The following is a 25,552-nucleotide window of genomic DNA, read 5'->3' as shown; positions in this document are numbered from 1 at the left end:
GTCAGCCCATGTCTTTGTTCCGGAGATGCTGACCTGTTCCTTTTCATGACTGTTCGCTATCACGAATCCTTCTTCCATGCTTCCTGTAATCTGGCTTGTATAGCCTTCTACTTTCGCTTCTGCAATCGTATAGTCAATCTTCTTTCCATCTTCATACTTCGCAAGGTCTGTGAACTGTCCCTGCCACTGATTGCCTTCATTCAGCACGAGTGTCTGGCCTGTTTCCTTGCCATCCTTCAGCAGTCTGACTGTTATGCTCTCTGGTCTCTTGCCATCATTGTCATTATCGTCAAGCCACTGCTTTGAGATAGGAATATTTATTTTATAATAGGTATTTTTGAATTGGCATGCTTTGGTTACATCTGCTGTTATAATTCCCTCAGCATTTTCAGAAGATGTTAAATAATTCCCACTATTTGCATCTAGTTCAATGACATTATATTGAATGCCTGCTGGTAAACCACTAATAGTTATGATTTCACCATCTTTTAATGATGCATATGCTTTTCCATTATTAAATTCTAAATCACCATATTTTCCAGTTAGAGGTGAACTTAATTGTATTTCAAAGTCAAATGATTGGTTAGTTACTATTCCTTCAACTGTTTTTGAAATTGTTAAACTACCTGTTCCATTATTAATTATAGAGTTAATAAATGTTGCATCATCTACACGATAGTTTACTCCTATTCCATTATCATCTTTTATTTTAACTAAAGATGTCTCAACACTTAACTTTTCATTTACTATCTGTGTTTTTACCGTTAAACGATATTGAGCTTCAGAATATTTTACATTGTCTTTATTCCCTTTTTGTTCAGTTATTATATACTCATATGTCTGATTTGGTTGTGTAAAACCACTTAAAATAAACTGATCTTCTTGTCTGTCTTGAGTTAAAACTATCTCTGTATCTTTTGGTAATGGTGCATTTGGATTGTCTGTTTCAATCTTTATAATATATTGATCAGTATTTCCCCATGTACCACCATTTACCACTTTTTTAACTGGAACAACAACTTGACCATTGACTATAAACACTTGTCCTCCAGTATTAACCTCTAAAGCATCATCAGGTTTTTCAACTTCTCCACTTCCTGAAATTTCATAATTACCAAATTCATTAATCCAAATTTTTGCAATAGGTTGTAAATTCTCTTTATCATATGGATAAATTAAATCATAACCTTCTGGTGCAACTTTTTCTATAATATAATATACACGATGTGTCCATAAAGACCATCCATTTTGTTCCTGATTAGAAGTCACTGTTGCAATTCCATTATCATCAGTCGTGTATGTTGGAATCACAGGATCTCCATCAACTGTTTGTATAGGCACAAGCTTTCCATCTTGATTCATTGTATATATCTCAAAAACTGCTCCTTTTAACCCTTTTGTCAAATCCTCAACATCTTGTTTAACAATTTCAAATGATACAGATGAAGCGCTTCCAGTTCCGGATATATCAAAAACAATAGATCCAGATGATGTAGAATCACCTATATTTCCTGATAACGAAGCACGATTAGAATAAGAATAGCTTTGACCATCTTCAAGTTCAACTGTCGTAGATAGACGTGTCTGATACTCAATTTCAACTTTTGTTTCATCTGGTATAACCCATTCTAAATTTCCATTGTCAGTAATTGAATAGTCAATATCTTCAATATTTTGTTCAATACCATTATATTTAACTTTCATACTTCCATAAACATAATTCATACCTAAATTATTATGATCATCTTCAGCTGTAAAAGTATCAGTAATTGTCATGGAATGACCGTTATTTAATCGCAAAGCTCTCTCATTCACTATGATTTTCCATGTTGCTGTATATTGATTTTGAGAAGAAGCTCCTGTTATTAACGTTTTATTGAGTTGATTGCTTTGAAAAGGAACAGTACAACTAGATTCCATTCCAGCAAACGAGGCAGTATTTTTCAATAAATCACTTATCAATTGTGTTGTTCCCTGTTTCGCAGCTTCCTCTATCAATTGATTTAATGCCGCATCATCTTTGATACTTAATCGATACGAGAAATAATATCGCGCATAATATTTTCCTTGATCTTGAAATGGTTTAAATTTAAATGATATTGTTCCATCACCATGATCTGTCACTTGATATCTATGCTCACCAGAACTTTGACCACCCCAAAATCCTTGATTGTTTGTATAATAGACATTAAAATAATTTGTATCCCATATATTAGGATCGTATTTTAATATATCTCTATTAAAAGTATCAGTCACTGTGACATAGCCATTCTCATCCAAGTCTTCATCTGTTATTCCTGAAATACCTACTTGATAAGAGACATATTGATTACTTGGACTTAATGTTTGAGAATTTTGTATATTCTTTTCAATACTTTTATTTATTGGTGTAAACTCCGCACTGGCACTATTTTCTTTCCCGTTAGCCTTAACAATGGCTGTATTTGTTTGCATTTCTCCATTAGGCCAGTTTCCATAATCAGTGGTATATCGTATTGTTAAAACACGTTCATTTTCACCTGCAGATATACCATGATCAAAAATCAAAATAAATTGTGATTTATCACCATTCCATTGTATTCTATAATCCTGATTTTGTAATAAAGTTTTATCTTCTAATAATACTATAATATCCTTTTCCTTAACAGCTGGTATATAATGAACATTATCTTTCCATATCTGAGGCAAATTATCTGTTACAGTCAAAGTCTGATAGCCTTCTTTTGGAATTGTTGTTTCAATGACCCAATCTACAGTATGGTTTTCTAATTGCGCATTTTCATACTTTTTACTAACTGTAAACTCTTTTTGAGCTGGTAAAGTTACACTTATCGTTCCATCATCTTTATCTCCATTTGTATCCAATTTATTTTGAACAACCGTATCTATATATGAATTATCAATAACTGTTTTATCAATAAGTGTCTTATATTGAATTGTATATTTGACAGGATTACCTTCATAAATAGATGGCAAAACAATATTCCATGAAGTATCCTGATCATCAAATTGGACATCTTGATTGACTTGATAAGATTGATTATCTGAAGTATATCTCGTAATAACAAAACTATTTTGATCATACTTTTGAATATCAGTGTTTAATAAAATATCTTTAACCTCTATATCTCCAATATTCTTAAAATCTGGATTAACATCAATTGTCCATTCTATAATATAATATTGGTTATCGTCTGTTGGTTTTAAATCTTCCCCTTTAAATTCTGTACCTTTTTTTGCATATGTATATGCAGACTCATGATTAATACCAGCTGAACTGTTTTTCTCTTCATTTTCATCAGAAGTGACTTTAACACTGTTTTGAGTGTCATCTATATCTATATATCCATCTTTGATATTCTCATAATTGACTTTAGCACTATACTGAATCTCAATGACTTCTTGATCTTTCATTTCAGGAATAGTTAAACTGAATCCTGTGTCATTATAAGTTGGAAGTATATTACTTAAATCAGTTCCTATTGATGAATTCAATTGAACATCTTCATTAAAAATAACAGCTGTTCCTGTGAACACATCATCAACCTTAATATTCATATTATTCCCATATGATGTCATATTAATTTTATAATTAATAATACCTTTTTCTTTATCATATTGAGCAGATTTTTGAATATTAATGTCATGATCAGTTGTACCAATAATATCAATAATATGATCATTTCCAAAATTTATTGAATTATCCCCTTCATTTCCAATCCAAACAACATCACAATCAAAATTGAATTGTGCATTAGCTGCATATGATAATTTTTCTAATTCATCTTCTTGATTTGGTAAGGGCGTCATTATAACTTGGTTCGTCTGAGACTGCATTTGAAGATTATAAACAATAACAACATCTTCATTATTGATATTTGCTCTAATTTCCATTTGAGATGATTGGTCTTTTAATTGAAAAGCGTCTGGAACCTCATAAATCACAGACCCACCTAATGCAATCTGTTTTGTTTCCTCCTCCGAAAACTTTAGTTTCAACGTATAAACACTTCCATGATTCAATTCAGGTTTGCCTTCTAATTGTTCTCCATCTTTAAAAATATCAATATCATTTAAATAATTATTTAAATTTGATTCTTCTTGTGAAGATAGTACCTCTTCTACCTTTTGATTTGAATTCATGTCATTTTCACTAGTTGCCATAACCGAAACATCAACAATAGAAATCATCAAAATCAACGTTAAAACAGTAGATATAATCTTTCTATATTTTTTTCGCATAAACCTTTCCTCCCTTTTTCCTATTAATAGTTATTAAGATTATCCGTTTTTATATGTTGTTATCTATTTTGACTATCTTTCTTTTTCCACTATCATGAATGATGTCGAAATCTTTGTATTGTTCCCCAATCATGCTTTTTCTGATGATAGCTAAAAAATGCAGTCAAACGTACAAAGGATAATACATATCTAAAGAAAATAAATTCAAAGAAACAACTTAATATTGCTTTTATGATATCTATGATAGAAATTCTACAATGAATTGTATAGATTCTCTGAAAAAAAGCAGTCATGGTTAAAACTATTCCATATATAGAATAACATAGAAAAAAACCTATCATAAATGGAATATTGATAAATCCAAACATATATGATAATACAATTGTTATGATACCTGCTACCTCTATAAATGGTGCCAGGAGCTCATAAAATAAATAATACATATATGATACAATGCTTACAAAACCAAATCTAAAATTGCAAAATATTTTATAATGTTTTAACATAGACTGAAACAACCCTAGATGCCATCTTCGACGCTGGTTTGCTAAATCTTTTAATGATTCAGGAGCTTGTGACCAACAGATAGCATTGGGTTCATATCTCATTTTATATTTTATCATATTATTTCTGCAAAATACATGTAATTTTACAACTAATTCCATATCTTCTCCCAAAGTATGAGAATCATATCCACCACAAGCTATAACAATATCTTTTTTAAACAAACCAAATGCACCAGAAATAATGAGGTTTCCATTGAATAAATCCATAAATATTCTTGATGATAAAAAAGAACGATCATATTCAACAATCTGCATACATACAATTGGATTAGATGGTAAATGATAACTTTTAACAATACCTTTTTCAATCTTAACTCCCTGTGCAATTTTAATTAACCCACCTACAGCTACAATATCCTCTTCTTTCATAACAGGTTGAACAATTTTTTCTAAAGAATCCCTTTGTAACATAGAATCTGCATCTATACATATAAAATAAGGAAATTTAGAAACATTGATTCCCATATTCAAAGAATCACCTTTGCCTCCATTTTCTTTACTTATAAGTGTAATTGATACACCCTTTACTTTTGCCTCATAGACACATCTCAACGGTGCACAAGGTAATGACATACGAATTGGTCGATCAATTTTTACAAACTGAAAAGCTTGAATAAGATTTTCAATAGTACGATCTTTTGAACCATCATCAATAATAATAATTTCATATAGACGATAATCTAAATCAACTAAAGAGTTAATACTATCAACAATTGTCACTTCCTCATTATATGCCGGTACTAGAATAGATACTGGTACATAATAGTCATGTTGTAACTCATTTTTTATGAATACCATCTGTTCTTTTTTATAAAGCTGTATAGCTCCTACCAATACAGAAATAAACAAATAAGTTGAATATATTAATAAATATATAATAAAGAAAGTATTGATAGTATTTAAAAATAATTCAAATGTTTTCATATATCCTCCTGTCTAGAATAAATATATGTTAAGATATCCCTGGCATAATTATCTTGACCGTTTAAAATATCTTCTAATTCCTCATAAGGAACATTTAAATTTTTGAGTGAACTTGCTGCATTATAACGAACATACCAATTATGATGATGTAAAGCATTTTTTAAGAGTATTACTGTCTTTTCACCAGGATAACGATCTAAGGCAAAAGCTGCTACAATAGTCAACTTTTCATCTTCCTTCATATCCTTATCCAAAAATGAATAGAGTACATTTCTTACTGGTTCATAAGTACAGGTATGAAAGTAACGTATAATGGCTAATCTCACTTCTAAAGGTGTTGTAGATGTCTGAAGATATTGTAAGAATTCAACTTCATAAGCCCCATGACAACGAGATATAAATTCGACTATTGCTGACATCATATTATCATTCCAATCATTGATATGATTCCATAAAACTTTCATCAACTCATTTTTATCACCTTGAAAATGAATCAAATTATCAGCAATTAATTTTCTATGATGAAACCATTGTTCACTATTAAATATAGACAAAGCATTTTCAATTGATTGAATGTTTCCTAATTTACATAATGCCTTCAATACATTTTCATGACAATAGATTGTTGAGTCCTTTAAATAAAGGATCAGTGTATGTATAATAGGTCTATATTCATTTTGACAATCAACTGCATATTTTGAAACGACATAAGCAAAATAGGCTTTCTTCATATTATTTTTCTTAAGATAATCCACTGCCAATTCTCGCCAAATCATATGTGTCTGTTTTAAATAATCAATAATTGTTTCTCTTTCAAAAGTATCAAGAGCATTTGTATAAGCCAAAAGTTGTAAAACAAACTTCAATTTCTTTCTTAAATGTTTTTGATGTTTTCTTGATATACGCTGATAATCCTTTAAATATTGAACCTGTTTTTCAATATCTTTTTGCCATTTTTGAGTTTCTTTCTTCATTTTCTTTCTTAAAAATTGTGTTTCTAAAACATAAAAACCATTAAAGACAATCAAAGAGATACAAACAAAAATATAACAAAAAAGCAATATATTAACCATCATAGAGAATCACTCCAATAGTTCCTTACAATCTCATATGATTCTTTTAAATATTCATGATATGTCAATTCATTTGTATTTTCAATTGCATAATCATCCATAACAATCATTTGATTTTGTTCAAAACCAACACCAATAGATATTTTTGAAGTTTTCATACTTTCTACACCATAATGGACATAATAATCATCATGAATCATTCCATCAATAGGATTCGAGAAATTAAGCAATTGCCAAGGGATTCTTATTTCTACGCTATTATTTTGAAATGCATAGTCAGCTAATGTTCCATTTTGTTCATTAGCTTCTAAAAGTTTTCCAGTCCAAAAAGTATCATGCATTCTTAGTTGTGCTTTTTGTTCCTCAGTATAAGTGGAATCTGCTATATTTTTATTTTCACAAATAGAATGGATAGACACAAAATGTGGATCATTTATGGCAGGATATTCAATATATGGATCTTCTTTTTGAATCTGATATAAATAATTAGCTCTTAAACTTTCATAGCGACTATGTACTTTGATTTCACTATGAGCTTGACGGTCTATATGTATGAAAAAGTCAGCTTCTTGACTAAATAAAAGATTTAAATCTTCATCTTTTTTTGTTCCTGAGTTGGGTGTCACATCAATAGGAATATAAATATCATTTTGATTTTCTAAATTTTCATTTTCAATATATAAATATAATCCAATTTCATCACTAAAAGCATATAAAGATATATCATCATTTTTGATATGTTGAGACCATGGCCAATCTTCCATAGAACCATTCATAGTGTTTTCATGAGAAGCAAAAGACAATAAACCATAACCGGTACTTTCACTTTGGATATCATGCCAGTTTTTCATTTCATTCACTTGCACAGCATAACTTGTATTCCACATTCTTTTTTCCCATGTTTCCTGCCATGAATCAATAAACGCACCTTGCAATCCATTATCAATAAAATCCTGATAAGTTCTTATTAAGGCTTCTCCTTGTTGTTTTTCATTTAAAGGCCCTGAAGCACGGTCAGTTCCTCTAGAACTTGAATAACCATAGCCCGAAACAACAACAGGCATTGTATGATATTGATTTAATAACGAAGCATATGCTGTAAAAGTATTAGATGTATTGATATGATTGATGATGTCTCCCAATTGTTGCTTTTGTTGAGTAGAAAAGTAATTATAAAAGTTTTCATAATAATCATATATATAATAAGAAGCAAACATCCCACTTAGATACGATTCATCCGCAACAAAATGATTCATATCAATAGATACATATTTAGACATTTGTTTAGCATAAAAACTATCATATTCAAATGGATCAGTATCAAATGTAGAATTAACTGTGATTAATCGTTGTTGTTTATATTTTTGACTTTCATATCTAATCAACGTATCCATAACATCTGCTAATAATGCTTCAAATGCTGTTGCTCCATCACGAGTAGAAATATAATCTCCCTGATAATTTGAAGAATAATCTTGATGATTTGTATAAGCTATCGTTCCACTGTTCCATTCATTACCTACAATATATCCCAAAACCCACGATGAAATATCTTTCGTATAAATGCCACTGCCTTTCATTTTATTGGTTGCTATAATTTTATTTCCATGTATAACATCAACAATATCTATACAATCTTTTTTTAAACTATCATAAAAATCCATACTATAAGCATCATTTCGAGAATTATTTGCCCACTCTGATACTTGAAGACCTTGTAATAAATATAATGGTTTATCATTATTGACATTATAATCATAAAAAGCATCATAAAATGTATCGTTATAAATTGTATAAATACGAATAACATTGGCTCCCATATCACTCATAAGTTGGAACCATCTCATATATGTTTCATAATTGATCGCATAATCTGTTGCATAATGATTGGCTGTACTACTTGGTAAATCTATGCCTTTTATTATCATAGGTTCATATTGACCATCCTTATTTTGAACAAGTATATTTTTTCCATCAGTTTTAAATGATGTTGTTAAAGTCTTATTAGGATAAAAATCAATATAAAAACCTTTAAAATAGACAGCATAAAAACCAGATAAAAAGATCAGAATAACAACAAGTATAGCACATAAAAACTTTTTCAAACTGCCACCTACCTTAACATATCATTTGCATTTTTAGATTCTGAACAATATTGATATAATGATTCAATGTGTTGATCCAACCATTCTCCTCTTTCATCAATATAATGCTTGAATTGTTCAATAGCCTCCTGATGACTTGTCATATTTCTTTCAACAGGAGCTAAAAAATTTGTTTCATTGTAATTCTCTAAATTATAAACATATCCCCAAATTTCATCATTACGTTTAATCGCATCAGAAAGCCATGCATCAGTCTCATCAATATATTGAATTAAATAATCTGTTGATAAATAACTCTTTCTTAATTGATGATATTTTTCTACAACCAAAGAAACAAAAGTTTCATCTTTCACTAATTGTGAAAACCAGGGTGTATTTTGTAAAGTAAATCCTGCTTCATCCCACATATAATCTATATAATTATCACAACAGTTATTAAAATCCCAAACAACTGTTTTAACTTTTCCTCTTACATCTTTATAATAGAATGTTGAAAATCTACCAGCATCTACATTTCTAAAAAATTCATTAATAATAAAATACTCAGCAAATGAATCTAAATCAATATAATCAGTATAATCATCATTTTCTTCCCATAAACTCATAGAATACAATGTTTTTTCTATTTGACTGATTTGATCATTAATATAATTATATTTGGCTTCTGTAATTGTATTTTTTCCTGGATAACGTACGTCCAAAGCAGAAACATCACTACGATATGTATAATATGTATAATTATTTAATTCATAATCTCCTTTTCCTGCTCTATCCCAACGCACAATAAAACTTGTGATATCAGCATCATTATCTGTTTTATTTAACTCTATTCTTCCTTCTCCATAACTTATGGATTCCATTAACAGATACAATCCTTGATACTCTCCATCAACAAATAATTCACAATATCGTACATTCGGTGCATAATCCATAATCTCTCCTGAGATATTCATACAAAGATAATTACGTATATAAGTACGGTCTAAAAAAGGGCCATTAAGTATCCATTCATTATGTGATGTCATTCCAGCTAGTTCTTTTGGATTTTCATTTCCATTACTATCAACCAAATGAATGGAATAAGATTTTTTATCAAAAAATCTTGAAGAATTACCTCTATAACGAATATTAGCATCAGTTTCTACTGTCTTTGAATCATTTAATTGATTCAAACCATCTTGATGATCAATCATCGAAAAATCCACAGTAATAGTTTCTGTGTTTTCATCTGATAATTCACTGATAATAACTCCATCTTCTTTTTTAATAGGTGTTCCTGGTATTTTTTGATCATGCGTTTCTATTTGAATGATAGGTAAATGTGTTGCAAATGTATCACTGTTTTGTGATGATGAATGCCATCTATCATCTAAATGTTGATGAATTCTTTGGGAGGAAGGATTTATACTATAAAATCCTAAACTTGCAATAATAATGCATACAATTGTTAAAATATAAATAATCTTTGTTTTCATATTAACCACTTATTTCATCATTTTGTGTCACAATATTCACGTAATATATATCTTTTAAATCATAAAGTTCCTGGGTAATACTTCTTTCTTTTTTATATGTGAGGTTATATGTTTTTCTGTTCATTTCATATATGAGTTCAATAGAATCTTCTGTTGTGTTTTTGACTCTTAAAAGTGCTTTTTTCTGAAAGTATTGAAAAACAATACCTTCTATTTCATTTTCATTACTTCTAGCTGCCTTAATAATCAATAAAATACGATTATCGTTACGCACTCTTCCTAAAATAAGCAAAACAATAAAGACAACAGCTGTTCCTACACTCGCAACGAGATAATCACCTACACCACAACAAATTCCAACAATGATAGCCCAGAAAATATAAGTTGTATCACGTGAATCTTTAATTGCTGTTCTAAAACGAACAATTGACAATGCTCCGACCATCCCAAGTGATAAAGCAATATTATTTCCTATAACAGTCATAACAGTTGCTGTTAATACTGTCAATGTAATCAGAGATACATTGAATTTTTTACTATATGTTGTTCCAATATGTGTGTACCAATATGATATGTATATCGCAAATCCAATAATTGTTGCTACAACTATATGTAATATAATATCTTCGATACTTAAGGTTGTTCCTTGCTCTAAAATGCCCCTTAAAATATCACGCATATTTCGTTCTCCCCTTTATTTATTTTTTAAAAAAGATAATGTTTTCTTATGCTTCTTCCCAAGCAATACTTACTAACAGATAGTTCACTTTTATCAATAGTATTAATGACATCTTTGATATAAGATAATAAAAAGCCATTATATTTAACTTCTAGAACTACCAGATATGGATCTAAAACAGGATATTGATTCAGTTTTGATGAAAATATCTGAAAATCTGATTCATTAGCGACAATATGATGATCAAAAGTAATTCGAATTTTATTTTCTTTTGCAACAAAAGCTTTTCGATGATAACTCACAATACATACAGGACGATAACAGTACATATTCATTATCGCATAGCATTCAGCTGCAAAAGCTTCACTATATTTCAACAAAACAGAATAATTTCCTAGAATCAATGCTTCTGCATCCTCACGTTTCATCTTTAATGAACGCTTCTTTTGCAATTGTCCCTGCTTTTGTTTCATCTCCAGCATAGCAAAAGGAGTATCAGCTCCATAAGTTCTCATCCTTATTTTTCGTCGCAATTCTATTCCATCTTCTTTTTCATGAAAGTCTCGATCATCTAAAGAATCAAAATATAAAGAGCGAATCTCATAGCCATCTCCATGACTATGGGAATCTAAAGATAGAATTTTTGAAAAAATGTGTGAAAATTCATAATATTGTTGAAGAGTAATAAGAAATTTTTTCTCCTGTCTTAAGACCTCATTCATTTTCCAACAACTCCTTCAAATAATGATAATCATGAAAACAAAGTGATAACTTGTATTCATCATAATTTTCCTGAATCATCTGAAAATGCTCCATAGCTGTAGATATTCCTTCATCATAATAAGTATTTTCTTCTGTGATGCCATCTTCTGGTGCACTCAATTCAAAAATATTAATGCACTCTTTTTGATATTTTTGACATAACTCTATTTCAGTTTGAATATGTTGAGCTTCATGAGATTGATAGTAATTCATAATCGCTATTCCATCACAACCATCTTTTAAAAGATTTTCTAAAAAAGAAGTTAAATTTTGTGTATCGTAATAATACGGAATACAAACAATCATTTTCAAGTCATAACTTTTTGCTAAAGTATATGCCTGTTTTAAATTATCATAGAACTCAGACATGATACTCTTCGCATCATCTTCAAATTCATCAAGAAGATATGGCTCAATATCCAAAACAATTCCTTTTATATTATTTTCATTCGTTAATTGAGAAATATATTTGGCTCTTTCGATTTCCTGACTTAATTGTGTATAATTCTCACTTAAAGCATATTCTGGTGTACCACATAAATAATAAACAGAAATATCTTGCTGTGAACACTCATTTATAAAGGAATCTATCTGATCGTCTGTCAGATCACTTGAAAAATATTGGTAAACATTTTGAACATTAAAACTTTGAAGAGTATTGAAAAAATCATCTTTTCCGTTTAAAACTTCTTGCTTATGCCAAGAAAATACACTTTTTTCTGTATCTTGTTGTTGGCTTTGACACCCCAACAATAAGAAAACTAGTATATAAATAATGAATTTCTTTTTTAGTCGCAATGATATCACCTTTTATCTTTATTCACTATAATGCATAATCTATTATTCCCAATAATTCTCATACACTCATCAAAATTGTATGAGATTGTTTTCATTCATTTTATGATAGATAAATCTTTTATTCCCTTAATTTCATACTTTTTTCGCTTTTTTTCCTCATAAAAAGCTCGATTTCATTATAAATTTATAGAATGATAATGTCTATATTTTTTAGTAAAATTGTACAATATCACTTATAAAATTGTTCATACAACCATATCAAGACTTATTTTTATTGTTTTTTTTAACATTCAATCACACGAAAATATGCTAATTAATATATGTTTATGTAATCTATTAAATTGCGTTACACTTAACTACATAAATACTTTTTGTCTTAACTTAACATTTTTTCTATTTATACAACATAAGTGAAAATCTATAATAAAAGGCCCTATAAAATGATTGTTTTGACATTTTATAATAATTCACCAATAACTTTTAAATGATACTCTTTCTTACACATATCCATATTCTTTCACATTATTAATCCCTTTATGTGTTTGTTATTATTGAAATATGAGAGTAAATAAATTTTATAAAGTTTTCTAGTAAACAAAACCATAGTGAATTGACAATTTTCACTAGCCATTTATTATATAAGCTATCAAATAACAAGAAAATAATAAAAGACAAGAATCATTGCACAATTCTTGCCTCTTTCTAGTTTGTTTCATAAGCACCTTTAATTAAACCTTTATGTTTTTGATACTTTGTCATAATGGTATACATGATACAATAAATAACAAGCGCTGCTAAAATTCCTAACAAAGCTCCTCCTGTATCAATTAAACAGTCTGTAAAACTGGCTCCCCTTCCATCAACAAACATCTGATGAAATTCATCAGTTAATGCATATCCAAAAGAGAATAAAGCTGTTAAAAACATTCTTAATGTCATTTTCATATTAAATGTAAATAACACAATCATGACATTAATACTCAATATAAAGTATATACTCATATGTGCTAATTTTCTAAAAAACAATTCTATCAAAGCATAATGCTCTGGTGTAATGGATATAGTTAAATCCTTACCTGTAAAATGATAAACAGCTCTATTAAATACTTGTACACAAAAGTCACTTAATTCGTGTGATGATACGCCTGTATCCATTGAAAATCTAAAAATAACAATCATCCAAATTAATGTTGTTAATATTGCAATAATTCTTAACCTTACTTTTACTTTGGGATTCATTATATCCCTCCTATCTTGATAGCATTATAATGATCTTTATCATAAATATCAAGAAATTTATTCTTAAGAATTTCTTAATAGAGATATTTCTAATAACCAAAAAGAAAATAAATTTATAAAAACCAGCATCCCGCTTCACATTGTCAAAAGCTTTTTAACATATATAGTCATGATTTTTTTATTATATAAATGGTATAATAAACTATGAAAAAGAAAGCAGGTGAAAGCATGGGAATATATCTTAATCCAAGAAACGATAGTTTTCAGCAGGCACTTAACAATCAAATATATGTTGATAAATCCTTACTTATAGATTATACAAATCAACTTATAGATACTGGTGATAATAAAATATGTGTATCAAGACCTAGGCGCTTTTGAAAATCTACTGATGCTAATATGCTTGTCGCCTATTACTCTAAAGGTTGCAATTCTCAAAAATTATTTGATTCATTAAGATTGGTCAAACTCATACTTATTTTAAACATCTTAATCAATACAATGTCATCTATTTGAACATGCAAAATTTTTAAGTATGTCTTCATCTGTAAATGATATGATCACAACCCTTAATGATGAAGTTATTGATTCATTTGTCAATTCAATCAGAAATTCTAACTGAAAAGAAACAACAAGAGCATTATTAAATAGTCGTGAATTATGAGAAGCTACATGGAGACAAGATGAAGAGGCAGTTGCCAGATATATAGAAGAAGCCCATCTGGAAACATCTATATTAACTTACAACAATGAAAATGCTTTAGCATATACTTTATCTTTAGCTTATATTACAGCTAGAGATGACTATACAATCATAAGAGAAATGCCAGCTGGAAAAGGTTTTGCTGATCTTGTCTTTATACCAAGGAATGATAAACCTGCTATGATTATAGAATTAAAATGGAATCAAAATGTTGAAACAGCTTTAACCCAAATCAAAGAGAAAAGATATCCTAAAGGATTAGAAAAATACAAAAATCAATTATTAATAGTTGGAATTAACTACGATTCCAAAACAAAGAAACATATATGTCATATAGAAAAATACCAATGAGCTCAATATAGTCTCATTGGTATTTTTTATTTCCCATTTATAACATTATCAATTCTTTCCTTTACTGCCTGTAATTCACCATCAGCAGGATAGAAATAATATTGATAATAATTTGTTCTGACTTCATCATAATGCCATTGGTATTCTCCCTCAATAGAGTGATTTTCCATTATTTGAAGTTGAGGTAATAAATCAACAACAAGCTGAAAAGCTTTGTAAAAGTCTTCTTTAGGCAGATTCGTTGTAAAATTATTTTCTAAAGAATCAATGACACTCATGGCATGATCATAAGTTGGTTCTTGAGCAAATTTTGTAAATATTCCTTTGATTAATTCCATTTGCTGATATCCTCTTGAACGTTCATTTAATGGAAGCATTTTTCTTGCTCTTGCAAACATTAAAGCTTTCTCTCCATCAACTTCATTATAGCCTTCTGTAAAATGATAGCCACCTGCATCATATGTATAATGACTATAAACCTGAACACCACCTAAAGCATCAACCAAATCAGTCAATCCTTCAAAATTAATCTTAGCATAGTAGTTGATTTCAATACCTAATTTATCTTCAATGCTGGCAATAGAGGATTGAACACCGCCCCACCATCCACTATAAGATAATTTACTGCTGGCATCTTTACATGAAATATAAACAAATAAATCTCTAGGAATCACCTGCATATTGACTTTCTTTGTATTTGGATTCACAGTGAGTAAGATATTGACATCCCCTCTTCCTGTTGAATTAATATTTTGTCCTGATGATAAATCAGCACCTTGGAAATAGATTGTAAAAGGTTCTTTTGAAATATCAACTGCTTTTGTTGTGGCAGTTTCCATAGGATAATCCTTAGATAAAATAACTTTAATTTGTTGATTATAATTTTCATCTATAACTGATAAATCACTTTTTCCAATATTTGTTAGAACCAAAAGATCTACTTTTTTATTTTTTAAATCATTATAAGCTTTTTCCATATTTTGATACGGTTTTTCTTTTTTTACAGACTTAGTATGTTCTTTCAATATTTCTGTTGATTTCTTATATGCCTGATCATCATCTTGGCTGTAAGCTAGAACCAGATCAGAAAAAGATTGATCTTGAGTAATATCTGAATCTTTTAAAGCAACAATTTCAACCGTTTCTACTTCATTTGTTTCTGTAACCTTATTTGTAAAAGTCGTTACCCTATTCACTGCAAGTACACCTATGATTAAACATATACAGATAACAAGCTCCAAAACAAGAGATATCTTAGGTATCTTATAATGAGACAAACCAAGCAATGCAATAACGACAGTAAAAATAATCAATCCAATTACAAAAGTCACAGTTGGTAGATAGATAAAAACTTGTGAAAAACAATATATTCCTAACATGAAAATGAGTATCAGTAATACAAGTGTTATTTTCCCAATAACTGATGTTCTGATATATTCTAAATACTTATTCATATTCTCCCTCCATTAATATACTCAAAATATATTAATTATTACCTTGTATTTCTTTTATCTTTGATACACATTGATTAACACTTTCTTCATCTGGAATCATATAATATAATCGATTACCTGGCATATATGCCCCACCAGTTAACATAGCTCCATGACCCTGTAATTGAATTTGTTGAATATCCCAGCTCGCCATGTCATTTAACTGCATTCTAATCAAACTTGTTATTTCATCAGATGTCATATTTGTTTCAAATGAACCATCAATATTTTCTAATATAGATGAATAATTTGTAATAATCGCTGGTGACATCATTTTATTAATCATTGCTTCTAATACTTTTTGTTGATTTTGGACTCTATGATTGTCTCCATTCTTATATGAGTATCTCTCTCTAGAGAATGATAAAGCTTTTTTCCCATCCATATCATTGATACCTTTATGAATACCTAATTTTGGAATATCTTGATCCGAATAAACCTCTATTCCACCTAAGGCATCAACCATCTGAATCAATGATGTAAAATTCACTCTTGCATAATAATTAATATCAATTCCCAAGAAATTTTCTAAAGTTTTGACTGAATTTTCAACTCCTGCAAGTCCTGCATGTGTCAGTTTATCTTTTTGTCCCATATTTGCAAGAGTGACATAATAATCTCTTGGAATACTTGTCATTAATATTTTCTTGCTTTGAGGATTGACAGTCACAATCATATTCACATCTGATCTTGAAACTGTAGATACTGGTCCTGTTGTATCAATACCACTAATAAAAACATTAAATGCATTTTGTGTCACACTCACATCTTTAGAAAAATCTTCAATTTCTTCTGTGATTTCATATGTATATAAAACTTTTGTCTTTTCATGAAAATCTTCATGAATTTCATCAAACAATGCTGATTGTGCTTCATTCATATAGATACCAGCTGTTTTTTGATCATATAAATCATTAGACATCTGTACATAATCTTCTTGCCCTTGAATTGAAAGATCAACTTCTTTATTTAATGCATCTATTGCTTCAGCCATATGTTCATCATTCACATTAGCCTCAATACTTTGATCTTTTAAATCACTTAGTTCCTGATATGAACTATCATCTAATACATATAATGAAATACGATTTGTCTGTGTATGATCACTTGTTAAACCTTGGATTGCACTATTTCCTTGCGAAACTGCCATACACCCAATCACTAACATAATACTTATAACAAGACTGATGATATGACTCACGATTAATCTTACTTTTTGTGCATTTCTCATCAAAAAGAAAATACCAACACCAAGTAATATCTCAATCACTATAATAATAGCAATATACATCATTGGTAATACATTCAATTGTATTAATAAAACTGCCAATACAATTGATATAAGCACTTGTATGACAAGCATTATTTTCCATCTGACAATCTTATCTATTACATTTTTTAACATTATAAATACCTCCCATAAAAGTTTCAAAAACGACTTTTTACATGAAATCATGTGCTTTTATCATATAATATTTGACTTTATATTTCAATAAACAACAGGATAATAAATATATAGTTCTCCAAAAAAGCATCATTTTTTTATCTTTTATCTTTTATTTGCTTAAAGAAATAATATTGGATATATTTTTATACATTTTTTAAAAGTAGATAATAAAATATATACAATAATATTGCTTAATGATAAAATAGACATAAATGGAGGAAGTAAAATGGACAAAGAAGAATTATTAAATGACTATGCAAAGCAAATACAATTCATAAAATCTTTAGATTTTTCTCAAAGAAAAAATCGTAAACAATTCTATGTATTATTGTCTAACCTTATGTCCATAAACTGGAATCTAACAAAAGACAAGATATTTCAACTTTTAAAAGATAAATTATCATGTGGTCATTTATCAACACGTAAAGATTTAGCTATATGTTTCAACGTTAGTGAAGCCACTGTCAAAAAATGGTTTCAAAAAAATAATACTCCAATACCAACAGCTCGACTATTTGATTTTGCATTTCTACTCAATATTCCTATTGAAAACGTTCTTTTTCATAATATTGATATTTTTGATTTTAAAGACAAACAAAACATAATTAATGATTTTGAAACAATCATTAAACATCTTTCTTCATATGAAGATGATTCATTAATAAATATAAAATTTGAATCAACTCTTTTGTTTTATTGTTATTATGAACATTTGAAGAATTATCAACATAATGTTGATTGTATTCTCTATGCTTTACCATTAATAGATGAAAAAGAGTTCTATGAAGTTTTTACAAAAATTACAATGCAAAACGTTAAACATACTGATGATCAATACATTTCTCATGTCATATTTCATTGTCGTTCTTTGCAAGTAAGTCACAAATCACTTAGTCAATATAATAAATCTACTTATAGGTATTATAATGGAAAACTTATGATCATTGATGATGATCCAAATATTGAATATTGTAAAAAGATAAGTCATTTTCAAACAACTGAATATTTTCAAACAACTATCAAATTCTGTTATCTATCAACCTTATTAAAAAAGAAAGCGTCTATTCAACCAGATAAACCACGTTCTTCACAACCACATACATCAAAAAAGAAATCATATCCTTATCAAAAATCATATGATATTTTATTTAAAATCAATATACCAAAAACAATGAAAAACATAAAATATATTTTTTATAACAATTTAATCAATTTTTCATCTGAACAGCAACATATTTTAGAACAAATACTATCTTCTAAAAAGAATAATCAATTCAATAAACATGATTTATTCATTATTATACAAATGTTAGATATCCCCTCTTCTCAAATTATTGTTTATAATTTTGATTGTCCTAAATATCAAGATTTATTAAATAATTTTGAATACCATTTTAAAAACAAAAAAAATACACTTAATCATCAAAGATATCTATCTATATTTAAGTCACGTTATACAATCAGTGAAGTTTTAGGATTTCTTCCACTATTAAGTGAACAAGATATAATAGAAGTATTACAATCCTTTGACAAAAAAGGTGCTTTTTTAGCAGACAGTACCAATATTATTCATAAGATTGTAACACTGGCAAAGAAATCACACTATTATGAAGCCAAAAGATTTTATTTTGAAGTCATTAATTATCTACATGAAGATAAATTAAATCGTTTTAAAAATGAAGATCCAATGAAAATAGTTGTTGAAAAAAATCCTGCTTTACAATCAGGATGTACTGCATACTTAAATTTAGCAGACAATTTTCAGACACTTGCAAATTTTCAATTCCCAAAAGAAATCACTGATGCAGTTAATCAATTCTGTCAAAGCATGATGAAATAACAACTTAAAGCTATTTACAAACACACTTATTATTTATAAAAAAATAACTAAAAATATCTTATATAAAAATGATTATGATTTCAAAGATAGGAAACTTTTAAGTATTAAGTAGTATAAAACCAATCATCATATTTATCACTTAATACCTCTAATTATCAATGAACATGTAAAAAATCTTCTCAAATATTTATCATTTCTTAAGTGTAGATAAAAAATATTTCAATTGACAAAAGGAAGCACAACAATTGAGTTTATTAAACACAATCCTAGTCTAACTGATGATAGAGATGAATCCCAAGAATTCTATAATAGATTCCAATATTTATCTTAACACTTATACCAAAGTCTGAATTCGATACAATGAATTTAGACTTTTTTATTACAATCAAATCTCCCCATATCAATAAAAGATAATCCGCTATTATCCTTTATAGAGGGAGTGAATTCTATGGAAAAATGCAATATTCCGTTTTCTCCTCCTGATATGGGTGAAGAAGAAATCAATGAAGTTATTGATACACTCAAATCAGGTTGGATAACAACGGGTCCTAAAGTTAAGGAATTTGAAAAAAAGATTGCAGATTACTGTCATACTTCAAAAGCAGTTTGTTTAAACAGTGCAACTGCATGTATGGAAATGACATTAAGGTTACTAGGAATAGGTCCTGGTGATGAAGTTATCACGTCTGCTTATACATATACAGCTTCATGTTCTGTCATTTGCCATGTTGGAGCAACACCTGTACTTGTAGATGTCGCTAAAGATTCATTTGAAATGGATTATGATCAGCTTGCTGAAAAGATCACCGAAAAGACAAAAGCCATCATCCCAGTAGATCTTGCTGGTATCATGTGTGACTATGATAGAATATTTGAAATCGTTGAGTCAAAGAAAGGACTTTTCAAACCAACAAATGATATTCAGAAAGCGATTGGAAGAATCATTGTTCTTTCAGATAGTGCTCATGCCTTTGGTGCATCAAGAAAAGGAAAGATGTGTGGTGAAGTGGCTGACTTTACTTCATTTAGTTTTCATGCTGTCAAGAATTTGACAACAGCTGAAGGTGGAGCTGTTGTATGGAAAGATATACCTGGCATTGACAATGAATGGATATATAAGCAATATCAGCTTCTATCTTTACATGGGCAGACAAAAGATGCCCTGAATAAGACAAAGCTTGGTTCTTGGGAATATGACATCATGTTGCCAGCTTATAAATGCAATATGACAGACATCATGGGTGGTATAGGACTTGCTCAGTTGAAAAGATATTCTCAATTATTAGCAAGAAGAAAAGAGATTATAGAAAGATATAATGATGGTTTCAAAGATTTAGATATTCAGGTATTGAACCACTTTGATGACGAACATCAATCAAGTGGACACTTATATCTTGTAAGAGTCAATAACATTACATTGCAACAGAGAAATGAAATCATTGTAAAGATGGCAGAAAGAGGAATAGCATGTAATGTTCATTACAAGCCATTACCAATGCTGACAGCATATAAAAATCTAGGATTTGATATCAAAGACTATCCAAATGCATATGATTTATTTGTGAATGAAGTCACATTACCATTACATACAAAATTAAGTGATGAAGATGTAGAATATATTATCAATAACTTTAATGAGGTAGTATCATGCTATTAAAAAAATGGGATGATTTACCTGATTGTATGAAAAACAATGAAGTCAAAAAATATTATGACATTCTTTCTAAAAAGAAAGGTCAGCTTGTTTTAAAGAGACTATTCGATATTTGTTTATCATTAATTTTAATTATTATCTTATCACCAATTATTCTCATTATATCAATATGGATTAAATTAGATTCAAAAGGACCTGTTTTTTATAGACAGGAAAGAATCACTCAGTATGGAAAAGTGTTCAGAATTTTTAAATTCAGAACTATGGTTGTTGATGCTGATAAAATTGGTTCACTAGTTACAACATCCAATGATTCAAGAATAACAAAGGTTGGAAATAAGATAAGGAAATGCAGGCTTGATGAAATACCTCAACTCTTCAATATTCTAACTGGTGATATGAGTTTTGTAGGAACAAGACCTGAAGTTAAAAAATATGTTGATCAATATACAGATGAAATGTATGCGACATTGTTATTACCTGCTGGTGTAACATCACTGGCTAGTATTGAATTTAAAGATGAGGATGAAATAATTAGTCAATATACAGATGAAAATCATACAACGGATGAAGTTTACATAAATAAAGTCTTACCTAATAAGATGAAATACAATCTAGAGGCATTAACCTCTTTTTATTTTATCAAGGATCTAAGTGTAATGATCAATACAGTTGTGAAAGTGTAGGTGCAGATATGGATATATACATAACAGATGATAAAAACATAGTTAATGAAATCGTGGATATTCATATAGCTACATTTCAAGGATTCTTTTTGACCTTTTTGGGCAAAGGGTTTCTTAAACAATTATATAAAGGTTACATTGAACACAAGCAATCCAATTTAATTATTGCAAGACAAGATAAAGAGATTGTTGGTTTTATCGCATATTCTAGTGATATAAGTGATTTATATAAATATTTGATTAAAAAGAAATTATTACTGTTTGCTTGGTATTCATTTGCTGCTTTTATTAAAAATCCAAAGATTTTATTTAGATTACTATCTGCATTTTCAAAATCTGAAGAAGTAAGTAGAAAAGAAAAATATATAGAATTAGCATCAATAGGAGTTAAACCAAATGTCAAAGCACAAGGAATTGGCAGTTCAATGATTAGTTATATGAAGGAACAGATTGATTTTAATGAATACAAATATATTTCTTTAGAAACAGATGCTGAAAACAATGAATATGCCAATAAATTTTATCTGAAGAATGGATTTGTATTGATAAGAACTTATGAAACGAAGCAAGGTAGAAAAATGAATGAATATAGATATTTTCATAGGAATTAAAAAAAGAGAGTAAACTGAGTACATCGATAATAATCCAAATGAAAATATTGACAAAAAGTCAAGGAGGAATAGGTGTGAAAACAGCTATATTAATTAGCTATTATGATTGGTATGATAAAAGATTGATTTATTTAGATAAAGAACTCACTAAGCAAGGTTATGCAGTCCAATATTATACATCAAATATTGATCATTACAAAAAAGAAAAAATTATATCTGATGATAGTAAAAAAATATTTATAGATGTTCCCCTTTATAAAAAAAATATATCAATCAAACGTATGTATTCATTATATATTTTTTCAAAAAAAATAACTAAAATCATTCTACAAAAAAAACCGGATTTTGTTTATTGTTTAGTTCCACCTAACTATTTGATTAAAGAATTGAGTAACATAAAAAAAAATATGAAGTTTGATTTGGTATTTGACGTTATTGATATGTGGCCAGAGAGCCTACCACAAAAAAAATTAAAAAAGAATATTATATATAAAAAGTGGCAAGATTTACGAAAGAATATTAATCTTGCAGATATGGTAGTTGTAGAATGTGATAGATATCAAGAAATACTAGATAATCAAGTGGATAATAAAAAATTAATTACTGTGCGGTTAGCAAAAAAATATAAGAAAAAACAAATATTTGAACCACTAGATTCTCAAAAATTAAGTTTATGTTATTTAGGTTCCATAAATAGTTTAATAGATATCGATTGTATATGTAAACTAATTGAATCATTTAGAAAGATAACAATGGTTGATTTACATATTATAGGTGACGGAAATACAATAAATAGTTTTATTGAAGCAACCAAACATTCAGGAGCGAATGTATATTATCATGGAAAGATATTTGACGAAGAAAAAAAACAAGTAATATTCAATAAATGTCATTATGGATTAAATACTTACAAAGAAAGCACTTTGATTGGACTGACCATAAAGAGTATTGATTATTTTGCAGCTGGATTGCCGATTATAAATAACATAAAGGGAGACACGGAGACTATTGTAAAAAAATATAATGTTGGAATAAATGTTAATGATATAAAAGGAAATATTATATATGATGATATAAATTATAAAAAACATGTTTTTGAAAGTACAAGAAATTTATTTGATGAAAGTAAAGTGATTAATGATTATAGTAGATTATTAGAAATTCTATTAAAAAGAAAGGAGATTTGATAAATGAAAGTATCTGTTGCTATGACCACTTATAACGGAGATCGTTTTTTAGAACAACAAATATTATCTATATTAAATCAATTAACTGCTAATGATGAATTGATTATCTCTGATAATAATTCTAAGGATGAAACATGTAAAATCATTAATCAAATCATACAAAAAGATAAGAGAGTTAAATTATATAAGTGTAATGAAAAAGGAAAAAAAGAATTTCCTTTTACTCAGGGATTGAATCAATTTGATTTTTTAGATTATGAAGAATTTTGTAATCAAGTAGTTAATATAGTTTCACAAACAAAAGTTAATGGGATTATAAATGTATGTTCTGGAAGGCCTGAAAAATTAGCAGACAGAGTAGAATGTTTTATTGAAGAAAATCATTATAATATTAAATTAAAATATGGAGTTTTCCCTAATCGACCATATGATTCAAAGGCAATATGGGAAGATGATTATAAACTAAAACTTATTAATACTGATTGCTAATTTTTAAAGAAAGGAAAATAAATATGGATAAAAAAAAGATTTTATACATATCTTTTTTAGATGAGTGCAAACGTCCTGGATATAAAAAGAAACTTTATGGTGAAGCAAGAGCTTTTCATAATTTAGATTGTGAAAGTTATATGATAACATTTCATGGAACAAACATGATTTATGTTTATCATTTTTCAAACAAAACACAATCAATAATAAAAAAGATATATTTACAAAAAAAGAGAATTTCTAAAAAGAGGAACATATTTGATGAATTATTTTCAATTAATACTTTTTTTAAAGAAACAAAAAAAGTAATTCAAGATTTAAAAATTGATTCTGTTTATATGAGAAGAATTATTCCAATTACACCATTTTTATTGCATTTTTTAAATTATTTAAGAAAAAATAAAATTTTTATATCATATGAATATCCATCTTATCCATGGCAAAAAGATTTATTAACAAGTGGTTATAAATTATTCTACATTTTGGATAAAATATTTTATAATTCATTAATAAAAAAAATTAACTTATTAGTATGTTTTGGAAAATACGATAGAAAAGACTGTGATTTTATAGAAACAATGAATGGTGTCGATGTTAACGATTTTAAGTTAAAAAAGCAGAATGTCAAAAATAAATGTATACATTTATTAGGTGTTGGACATGTAGTTCCAAAACATGGATATGATAAAGTACTTTTAGGATTAAAAAAATATTATGATGAATCAAACCAAGAATTTGAAGTATTTTTCCATATTGTTGGCGACATGAATCCAAATGTAAAATTGCATGAAATGACAAATGAATATAAATTAGAAAATCATGTAATATTTCATGGTGTCAAAACTGGAGAGGAACTAGATAATTTATTCGATCTTTGTGATATAGCAATTGATAGCCTAGCCTTAAATAGAATTATAGATTCTGGACAATTTGTAGGTACTTTGAAAAGTAGAGAGTATTTAGCTAGAGGCATACCTTTCATATATGCAGGAAATGTTGATTTTACATATAAATTAGAGAAATTGCCATATTTTTTATTGAAAGTTGATGAAAACCAGAATTACCTTAATATTAATGAAGTAGTAAATTTTTATAATGATAATATATTTATACCAGAAGATATAAGAAATTATGCAATAGAACATTTAAATTGGGAAAAAATGCTTTTATCAGTAATTATGAAAATGAATGAAAATGATATTTAAAATCTAATAAATATATTTATTAA

20 protein-coding genes are annotated in these 25,552 nt (G+C 28.3%); 9 read left to right on the top strand and 11 right to left on the bottom strand.

Annotated elements, in window-relative coordinates:
- The 9 genes from E0K96_RS10960 to E0K96_RS10920 form a co-directional block, all read right to left on the bottom strand.
- On the bottom strand, positions 1-4,242 hold a 4,242-nt coding region (locus E0K96_RS10960), incomplete at its 3' end, for a Cna B-type domain-containing protein (protein ID WP_168083212.1).
- A 92-nt stretch (positions 4,243-4,334) separates the two neighbouring features.
- Positions 4,335-5,732 (bottom strand): glycosyltransferase family 2 protein, encoded by a 1,398-nt coding sequence (locus E0K96_RS10955; RefSeq protein WP_168083210.1) that lies wholly within the window; start codon positions 5,730-5,732, stop codon positions 4,335-4,337.
- Positions 5,729-6,808 (bottom strand): HEAT repeat domain-containing protein, encoded by a 1,080-nt coding sequence (locus tag E0K96_RS10950; protein ID WP_168083208.1) that lies wholly within the window; start codon positions 6,806-6,808, stop codon positions 5,729-5,731. Before E0K96_RS10950 ends, E0K96_RS10955 begins: the two co-directional genes overlap by 4 nt.
- Positions 6,805-8,910, bottom strand: coding sequence for a hypothetical protein (locus tag E0K96_RS10945; protein WP_168083206.1), 2,106 nt, complete (start codon positions 8,908-8,910; stop codon positions 6,805-6,807). Before E0K96_RS10945 ends, E0K96_RS10950 begins: the two co-directional genes overlap by 4 nt.
- An 8-nt stretch (positions 8,911-8,918) precedes the next feature.
- Entirely contained in the window at positions 8,919-10,385 is a 1,467-nt protein-coding gene (locus E0K96_RS10940) for a CotH kinase family protein (protein ID WP_168083204.1), read from the bottom strand.
- Position 10,386: 1 nt separating this feature from the next.
- A complete protein-coding gene (locus E0K96_RS10935) occupies positions 10,387-11,064 on the bottom strand; it encodes a DUF4956 domain-containing protein (RefSeq protein ID WP_168083202.1) in 678 nt (225 codons plus the stop codon).
- A gap of 26 nt (positions 11,065-11,090) precedes the next feature.
- Positions 11,091-11,786 carry a polyphosphate polymerase domain-containing protein gene (locus E0K96_RS10930; RefSeq protein WP_168083200.1) on the bottom strand — a complete coding sequence of 232 codons (696 nt, stop codon included), beginning with the start codon at positions 11,784-11,786 and terminating at the stop codon, positions 11,091-11,093.
- The gene (locus E0K96_RS10925; RefSeq protein WP_168083198.1) at positions 11,779-12,576 is read right to left on the bottom strand and encodes a hypothetical protein; all 798 of its coding nucleotides are present in this window, start codon (positions 12,574-12,576) and stop codon (positions 11,779-11,781) included. The genes E0K96_RS10930 and E0K96_RS10925 overlap by 8 nt, the downstream gene beginning before the upstream one ends.
- Before the next feature lie 750 nt (positions 12,577-13,326).
- Positions 13,327-13,863 carry a VanZ family protein gene (locus E0K96_RS10920; protein WP_168083196.1) on the bottom strand — a complete coding sequence of 179 codons (537 nt, stop codon included), beginning with the start codon at positions 13,861-13,863 and terminating at the stop codon, positions 13,327-13,329.
- A 228-nt stretch (positions 13,864-14,091) separates the two neighbouring features.
- Between E0K96_RS10920 and E0K96_RS12135 the strand changes: the two genes are divergently transcribed.
- Positions 14,092-14,244 carry a hypothetical protein gene (locus E0K96_RS12135; RefSeq protein ID WP_206080714.1) on the top strand — a complete coding sequence of 51 codons (153 nt, stop codon included), beginning with the start codon at positions 14,092-14,094 and terminating at the stop codon, positions 14,242-14,244.
- 325 nt (positions 14,245-14,569) lie between these two features.
- Positions 14,570-14,917 carry a PD-(D/E)XK nuclease domain-containing protein gene (locus E0K96_RS12215; RefSeq protein ID WP_479684538.1) on the top strand — a complete coding sequence of 116 codons (348 nt, stop codon included), beginning with the start codon at positions 14,570-14,572 and terminating at the stop codon, positions 14,915-14,917.
- 26 nt (positions 14,918-14,943) lie between these two features.
- Here E0K96_RS12215 and E0K96_RS10910 read toward each other — a convergent pair whose 3' ends face one another.
- A complete protein-coding gene (locus E0K96_RS10910; protein WP_168083194.1) occupies positions 14,944-16,371 on the bottom strand; it encodes an LCP family glycopolymer transferase in 1,428 nt (475 codons plus the stop codon).
- A 31-nt stretch (positions 16,372-16,402) separates the two neighbouring features.
- On the bottom strand, positions 16,403-17,815 hold the full coding sequence (locus tag E0K96_RS10905) for an LCP family protein (protein ID WP_168083192.1): 1,413 nt from the start codon (positions 17,813-17,815) through the stop codon (positions 16,403-16,405).
- A 268-nt stretch (positions 17,816-18,083) separates the two neighbouring features.
- Here E0K96_RS10905 and E0K96_RS10900 point away from each other — a divergent pair, with 268 nt between their 5' ends.
- The 7 genes from E0K96_RS10900 (at position 18,084) to E0K96_RS10870 (ending at position 25,529) form a co-directional block, all read left to right on the top strand.
- A complete protein-coding gene (locus E0K96_RS10900; RefSeq protein ID WP_168083190.1) occupies positions 18,084-19,697 on the top strand; it encodes a hypothetical protein in 1,614 nt (537 codons plus the stop codon).
- Positions 19,698-20,145: 448 nt separating this feature from the next.
- On the top strand, positions 20,146-21,354 hold the full coding sequence (locus tag E0K96_RS10895; RefSeq protein WP_168083188.1) for a DegT/DnrJ/EryC1/StrS family aminotransferase: 1,209 nt from the start codon (positions 20,146-20,148) through the stop codon (positions 21,352-21,354).
- Complete coding sequence (locus E0K96_RS10890) at positions 21,345-22,037, top strand: sugar transferase (protein ID WP_168083186.1); 693 nt, start codon at positions 21,345-21,347, stop codon at positions 22,035-22,037. Before E0K96_RS10895 ends, E0K96_RS10890 begins: the two co-directional genes overlap by 10 nt.
- 8 nt (positions 22,038-22,045) lie before the next feature.
- Entirely contained in the window at positions 22,046-22,648 is a 603-nt protein-coding gene (locus E0K96_RS10885; protein ID WP_168083184.1) for a GNAT family N-acetyltransferase, read from the top strand.
- A 38-nt stretch (positions 22,649-22,686) separates the two neighbouring features.
- Positions 22,687-23,835, top strand: coding sequence for a glycosyltransferase family protein (locus tag E0K96_RS10880; protein ID WP_206080712.1), 1,149 nt, complete (start codon positions 22,687-22,689; stop codon positions 23,833-23,835).
- 3 nt (positions 23,836-23,838) lie between these two features.
- Positions 23,839-24,324, top strand: coding sequence for a glycosyltransferase (locus tag E0K96_RS10875; protein ID WP_168083180.1), 486 nt, complete (start codon positions 23,839-23,841; stop codon positions 24,322-24,324).
- Positions 24,325-24,347: 23 nt separating this feature from the next.
- Complete coding sequence (locus E0K96_RS10870; RefSeq protein WP_168083178.1) at positions 24,348-25,529, top strand: glycosyltransferase; 1,182 nt, start codon at positions 24,348-24,350, stop codon at positions 25,527-25,529.
- The last annotated feature ends 23 nt before the right edge of the window (positions 25,530-25,552 follow it).

Origin of the sequence: Massilimicrobiota sp. SW1139 (assembly GCF_012027715.1) — a bacterium.
GTDB lineage: Bacteria > Bacillota_I > Bacilli_A > Erysipelotrichales > Coprobacillaceae > Allocoprobacillus > Allocoprobacillus merdigallinarum.
This window is presented reverse-complemented; position numbering and strand designations above follow the sequence as displayed.